Below are 4,957 nucleotides of genomic sequence, written 5' to 3'. Positions count from 1 at the left end.
CAGGGGCCGTTGCGCGTCTTGCCACGTGCCCGTGCTGCGGTGGCGCGCGATGTCCACGCGGATGCCGCGAGCCTCTTCGATGGCCACAGCGCATGTGCCGCCGTCGGCGTAGAGCTTCTGCAGTCCGGGGACTTTGGCGCAGCCCGTGCGCAGCGCGTCGCAGCAGGCGTTGACCCTATGGCGGCGCTACGTAGCGGGCCGGCGCCCCGCTTGCTCGCCGCGCGCCTTCGTCACCATCTGCCACCCCGCCAACGTGGGCCTCGATCCGAACATAGCGCGCGCGATGTTGTTTTCGTCCGCACCCTCTGAGGGGCACATCATGAACCTGGGAGCCTGACCATGTCGGGGGGTAAAACTGATGGCCTCTGGAATGAGCTGTTGAAATCGCCCTCGACAATGGCGCAGCATTGGAGTCCCCGAATTGGAAGCCATGTTGATGCCGGGCAGGCTCTCGGGCGGCCAACGGCCATGGCTGCCTGTCGACAGATGTCCAATCTGATGCCAGAAAATGATGCCAGAAAACGGATATTCACATGCACACCGCCGCGACCGTGATTCAATCTTCCCATAGGTCCATAGGTGAGTCCTGCCGTTCGCATCCGTGAGTTTCAAACTTCAGGCGCTCAAATTGCCCAACCCCGGAGACCGGCATGCTCTTCACCCATAACGGCAGGGAACCATCGGTCGACCGCGACGCCTGGATTGCACCGAACGCGGTGCTTTGTGGTGATGTGACGGTTGGTCCTGGATGCCGGATCCTGTATGGAGCCCAGGTCATCGCAGAAGGCGGCTCGATCGTCATCGGTCAAGAGTGCATCGTGATGGAGAATGCCGTTTTACGGAGCTCCGCCAAACACCCATTGCGCATTGGCCGGAACTGCCTGATCGGTCCGAATGCGCATGTTGTCGGCAGCACGATCGAGGACGAGGTTTTCATTGCCACGGGCGCGGCGGTGTTCCACGCGTCCCATTTGGGCAAGGGAAGCGAAGTGCGCATCCATGGCGTCGTCCACTTGAGAACGCACCTGCCCGCTGGGGCGACCGTCCCTATCGGCTGGGTTGCCGTTGGCAATCCGGCGCAGATCATCGCCCCCGATCAGCATGAGCGCATCTGGGCGCTGCAGAAGCCGCTGAACTTTCCACTGACGGTCTACGGCTTTGAGCGCGAGGAGGCTTCCATGGTCAAGATGACGCAGCGCCTATCGGAAACACTGGCTTCCCACATCTCCGACGAGAGCGCCTGACGTTTGCCCGATCGCCACTCCGCCACGCATTGCACGCCGCGCGCCGGCAAAGGGTCGAACAGCCACGGTCGCGGTTCGGCCAGGTGTTGTCGTCTGCCAGTCGTCTTTCCGGGTGACAGATTCGCCAGGCCCAGGTACTGCCAAGCAAGCAGTCCATGGGAATTGGCACCACGCCTGTGTAGCCGCGACTGGGCTCACGCGCCGGCTGAGCGTGGATGGGTGAGCCCCATTCGGAACGTTCGGGCACAGTCCGGGCCCCGCCCGGGGCAATCGTCGGTCCTGGGCGCCTGCGACCTTTGGGGGCACCCGTGCAACCCGACGCAACCGCAACACAGCCGCGCCAGAGCCCCTTGTCTGTCTGCCAGCGCACAGACGCGCGTTGAGGGCCAGCGCGATCATCCCAAAATGACCGATCTGCGTCAATCCCGCCCGTTCCGGCGCCCCCAAAGCCTGGAGTCCCCGAAGTTGATCCTCACCATCCCCTCATGAAACCTGACAAGTCCAGGGCAGGTCGACAAGCCACGACGCTCTCAACCTCCGCGACGTCGCGCGGCGGCATGGAGGCACGTCGTCAAATGGCCTTGCTGAAGACGGGCGCATTGCAAAGTGCGATCCTCAACAGCGCCAACTTCTCCAGCATCGCCACCGACGACAAGGGCGTCATCCAACTCTTCAACATTGGCGCCGAGCGCATGCTGGGCTACGCGGCTGCCGACGTCATGAACCGCATCACCCCGGCTGACTTCTCCGATCCACAGGAAGTGATCCTGCGCGCCCAGGCTCTGAGCGTGGAGTTCGGCACCGTCATCGCTCCGGGCTTCGAAGCCCTCGTGTTCAAGGCTTCGCGCGGGATCGAGGACATCTACGAGCTGACCTACCTGCGCAAGAACGGCAGCCGCTTGCCGGCCGTCGTCTCGGTCACGGCGTTGCGAGACGCACAGAACGCGATCATCGGCTACCTGCTCATCGGCACCGACAACACGGCGCGCAAGCAGGTGGAAGCCGAGCAGGAACGGCTGGATCAGCGCCTGCGCGACCAGCATTTCTACACGCGCTCCCTGATCGAATCCATCGTCGACGCGCTGATCACCACCGACCCGTCCGGCATGATCACCGACGTCAACGAGCAGACCGAGGTGCTCACCGGCCGAAGCCGCGACGCGTTGATCGGCACGCCCTTCAAGCGCTACTTCACCGATTCTGAGCGCGCGCAGGTGTGCATCGAGCGCGTCTTGAGCGAGAAGAAGGTCACCAACTACGAGTTGACCGCCAGCGCCGCCGACCAGCGCGAGACCGTGGTGTCCTGCAACGCGACGCCGTTCTATGACCGGGACCGCAAGCTGCGCGGGGTGATCGCCGCGGCGAGGGACGTCACCGAGCGCAAGCGCCTCGATTCGGCTTTGCGCGAAACGAACCTCGAACTCCAGGGCGCCAAGATCACCGCGGAGCGCGCCAACCAGGCGAAGTCGGAGTTCCTCTCCAGCATGAGCCACGAACTGCGCTCGCCGCTGAATGCGATTCTCGGCTTCGCGCAACTGATGGACTCGGGCTCACCGCCGCCGACACCGGCCCAGAAGGACAGCATCGACCAGATCCTCCAGGCCGGCTGGTACCTGCTGGAGCTGATCAACGAGATTCTCGATCTGGCCCTCATCGAGTCCGGCAAGCTGTCCTTGTCGCCAGAGCCCATGTCGCTGGCTGAAGTGCTCAGCGATTGTCAGGCGATGATCGAACCCCAGGCGCGCAAGAGCGGCATCAGCGTCAGCTTTTGTCCGCCTGACCGTCCTTTGTTTGTCAAGGCAGATCGCACGCGGGTCAAGCAGGTCTTTGTCAACCTGCTCTCCAACGCAATCAAATACAACCGCGTGGGCGGCATGGTCGAGGTCAGTTGCCGCGCCAGCCTGGGGGGGCGCATCCGCGTCAGTTTTCAGGACACGGGAGAGGGCTTGCCGGCCGACAAGCTCGCACAGCTGTTCCAGCCCTTCAATCGTCTTGGTCAGGAAGCTGGTGTGGAGGAAGGCACCGGGATCGGCCTGGTGGTCTGCAAACAACTGGTCGAGTTGATGGGTGGCGAGATTGGTGTTGACAGCACGGTCGGCGTTGGCAGCTTGTTCTGGGTCGAGCTGGGCGCGGCTCAGGGCCTTGAAATGCCTCCCGAGGCCACGCTGCCGGTTGCCACAGCCCCCGCGGGCATCGCGGTCGACACGCCGCTGCGCACCGTGCTCTGCGTGGAAGACAATCCGGCGAATCTGATGCTGGTCTCCCGGCTCTTGGAACGTCGCCCGGACATCCACCTGCTGAGTGCGAAGGACGGCCGGCGCGGCATCGAATTGGCCTGCGCAGCGATGCCCGAAGTCATCCTGATGGACATCAATTTGCCCGGCATCAGCGGTGTCACGGCGCTCAAGATCCTCGCCGGTGACCCGATCACCGCGCACATTCCGGTGATTGCACTCAGCGCGAACGCCATGCCCAGAGACATCGAGAAGGGGTTGGAAGCCGGGTTTTTCCGCTATCTCACCAAACCGATCAAGGTCGACGCGTTCATGGAAACCCTGGATCTGGCCCTGCAAGAGGCGCAGACCCGATCGCTGCGCACCATCGACGAGGCGACAAGCCCGTGACCATCGAACACGACATTCTGGGCGCCAACATCCTGATTGTGGACGATCAGGATGTCAATGTGAGGCTCCTGAGTCGCTTGCTGGCGGAGGCCGGCTACAGCCGCGTCGCATCGACCATGAAGCCGGCCGAGGTCTGCGCTCTGCACCGCCGGGACAACTACGACCTGATCCTGCTTGACTTGCAGATGCCGGCGATGGATGGGTTCAGCGTCATGGAAGCCCTGAAGACCAACGAACAAGAGAGCTACCTGCCGGTCATCGTGCTCACCGCCCAGCCTGGCCACAAGTTGCGGGCGCTGCAGGCAGGCGCCAAGGACTTCATCAGCAAACCCTTCGACCTGGTGGAGGTCAAGACCCGCATCCACAACATGCTGGAGGTCCGACTGCTGTACCGAAAGCTGGAGGCCCACAACAAGGACCTCGAACGCGCCGTGAGCGAGCGCACCGCGGAGCTGCGGGAAAGCGAAGCCCGCTATCGCAGCCTGACCGAGTTGGCCTCGGACTGGTACTGGGAACAGGACGATCACGGTGAATTCACCAAGGTTTCGGGCCCGGTGATGGAAATGCTCGGCCTTCGGGTGGGTCCATTGGTGGCGGGCTCGGCGCCGAATCGCGACGACGGCTGGGACCTCGCCGAGCGGAAAGCCTTGCAAGACAGCATCGCGGCCCGCCGGCCCTTCCTCGACTTCGCCTTCCACCGCACCAACAGCGACGGATCGCGGCAGCAGTTCCGGGTCAGCGGGCAGCCGATGTTCGATCAGGCCTGTCGCTTCGTGGGCTACCGCGGCATCGGCGTGGAAGTGACCTCAGGCAGGTAGCACGCAGCGCTGCACTCCGATGCCCAAACTTCACACGCCCAACCAAAACCATCTGATCGCCGCCCTGCCCACGGCGGAATTCGAGCGGCTGAACGATGCCCTGGAACTGGTTCCGATGATGCTGGGCGAGGTGCTGTATGAGCCTGGGACGCTGTTGCCCCATGCCTACTTTCCGACCACGGCGGTGATCTCGCTGTATTACGCAACGGTCACGGGAGCCGCCGCGGAAACCACAGGAGTCGGCCGCGAAGGCATGGTCGGCATGGCGCTC

3 protein-coding genes and 2 pseudogenes are annotated in these 4,957 nt (G+C 63.5%); 4 read left to right on the top strand and 1 reads right to left on the bottom strand.

Going from position 1 to position 4,957, the window contains the following annotated elements; all coding sequences use genetic code 11:
* A pseudogene (locus ACYCUK_RS23260) lies at positions 1–186 on the bottom strand (IS5-like element ISCARN14 family transposase); the annotation flags it as partial.
* Between the two features lie 464 nt (positions 187–650).
* Between ACYCUK_RS23260 and ACYCUK_RS23255 the strand changes: the two are divergent.
* The 4 genes and pseudogenes from ACYCUK_RS23255 to ACYCUK_RS23240 all read left to right on the top strand — a co-directional run.
* Positions 651–1,244, top strand: a complete 594-nt coding sequence (locus ACYCUK_RS23255; RefSeq protein ID WP_461596970.1) for a gamma carbonic anhydrase family protein — start codon at positions 651–653, stop codon at positions 1,242–1,244.
* A gap of 557 nt (positions 1,245–1,801) precedes the next feature.
* Positions 1,802–3,868 (top strand): PAS domain-containing hybrid sensor histidine kinase/response regulator, encoded by a 2,067-nt coding sequence (locus tag ACYCUK_RS23250; protein WP_461596969.1) that lies wholly within the window; start codon positions 1,802–1,804, stop codon positions 3,866–3,868.
* On the top strand, positions 3,865–4,686 hold the full coding sequence (locus tag ACYCUK_RS23245) for a response regulator (protein ID WP_461596968.1): 822 nt from the start codon (positions 3,865–3,867) through the stop codon (positions 4,684–4,686). Before ACYCUK_RS23250 ends, ACYCUK_RS23245 begins: the two co-directional genes overlap by 4 nt.
* A gap of 19 nt (positions 4,687–4,705) precedes the next feature.
* Positions 4,706–4,957, top strand: a pseudogene (locus ACYCUK_RS23240) (Crp/Fnr family transcriptional regulator); the annotation flags it as partial.

The sequence above is a fragment of the Thiomonas sp. genome (genome assembly GCF_054608695.1).
Note: the sequence above shows the minus strand (reverse complement) of the source record. Positions and strands in the feature narration are given on the sequence as shown.